The sequence below is a fragment of the Nocardia amamiensis genome (assembly GCF_015477605.1).
Taxonomy (GTDB): Bacteria; Actinomycetota; Actinomycetes; order Mycobacteriales; family Mycobacteriaceae; genus Nocardia; species Nocardia amamiensis_A.
Window position 1 is genome coordinate 1 of record NZ_JADLQX010000133.1, and the last position, 1,640, is coordinate 1,640.

1 protein-coding gene is annotated in these 1,640 nt (G+C 67.9%); it reads left to right on the top strand.

Going from position 1 to position 1,640, the window contains the following annotated elements:
* Positions 1-1,640, top strand: a 1,640-nt coding sequence (locus IU459_RS37050; RefSeq protein WP_195134241.1) for a condensation domain-containing protein, incomplete at both ends; no start/stop codon positions are given.

Consider the following 1,640-nt stretch of genomic DNA (forward strand, 5'->3'; position numbering starts at 1 on the left):
CGGCGGTGCCGGTGCGGGCGCGGCTGTTGCGGGTCGGGGACCAGGAGCATGTGCTGGCGGTGGCGGTGCATCACATCGCCGCCGACGGGTCCTCGATGCGGCCGTTGGCGCGGGATGTGATGGCCGCGTATGCGGCACGGTCGCGGGGACAGGCGCCGGGGTGGGCGCCGCTGCCGGTGCAGTACGCCGATTACGCGTTGTGGCAGCGGGAACTACTCGGGGAGGCCGACGATCCGGAGTCGATGGCCGGGCAGCAGCTCGCATTCTGGAAGCAGGAGCTGGCCGGGGTCGCGGAGATGCTGGCGTTGCCGACCGATCGGCCGCGGCCCGCGGTGGCGTCGATGCGCGGCGGGCGGATCGAGTTCACCGTCGCAGCGGATCTGCACCAGCGAGTGAATGCATTCGCCCGCGAGCATGATGCGACACCGTTCATGGTGGTGCATGCGGTGTTGGCGGTGCTGCTGGCGCGGTTGTCGGGCAGTGACGACATCGCCGTGGGCACCCCGATCGCCGGTCGCGGTGAACATGAGCTCGACGATCTGGTCGGGATGTTCGTCAACACCCTGGTGTTACGCACCCGGGTGGAACCGGGGTGGTCGTTCCTCGACCTGCTCGAACACACCCGCGAAGTGGACCTGACCGCATACGCGCATGCCGAGGCGCCGTTCGAGTGGCTGGTCGAGGAGCTGGCGCCGGCACGGTCGACCGCGCACGCACCACTGTTCCAAGTGCTACTGGTGTTCCAGAACTTCGCGCCGGCCGGGTTCGAGCTGCCCGGATTGACCGTCGAGCCGCTACAGGCCGACCTGCCGGCGGCGAAGTTCGACCTGCAGTCGACCTTCGCCGAGCGGTACGGACCCGACGGTGCTCCGGCCGGGATCGATGTGGAATTCACCTTCGCGACCGACCTGTTCGACGAGACCACCATCCACGGATTCACCGACCGATTCATGCGGATCCTCCACGCAGTGACCACCGACCCGGCGGCGCCGGTCGGAGATATCGACATCCTCGAGGAGACAGAGCGGGAGTTGGTGCTCGAGGCGTGGAACGACACCGATCGTGCGGTACAGGCGGGTGCGACGTTGGTGTCGTTGTTCGAGGCGCAGGTCGCAGCGACCCCGGACGCGGTCGCGGTGGTGTTCGAGGGTGCGGTCTGGACGTACAGTGAGTTCGCGGCGCGGGTTCATCGTCTGGCCCGGTTGCTGATCTCGATCGGGGTGGGACCGGAAACGCTGGTGGCGGTGGACATGCGCCGCAGCCTGGATCTGTTGGTGGGACTGTACGCGATCGTCGAGGCTGGCGGGGGGTACGTGCCGATCGATCCGGATCAGCCGGCCGAGCGCACCGCACACATTCTGCGCACCGCGGCACCAGTGTGTGTGCTCACGACTGGGCGCGACTGTGTCGAGGTTCCGGGTGATATCGCGGCCTTGGACCTCGCCACTGTGGATCTCACACAGTTCGATGCGTCCGCGGTGTCGGATGCGGATCGGCTGCCGGTGTCGCCGGCGAACACGGCGTATGTGATCTTTACGTCGGGTTCGACCGGGGTGCCGAAGGGGGTGGCGTTGACCCACCGGGCGACGGTGCACCAGCTGGCCTGGGCACAGGGGCGGTATCGGCTCGACGGCAGTGAT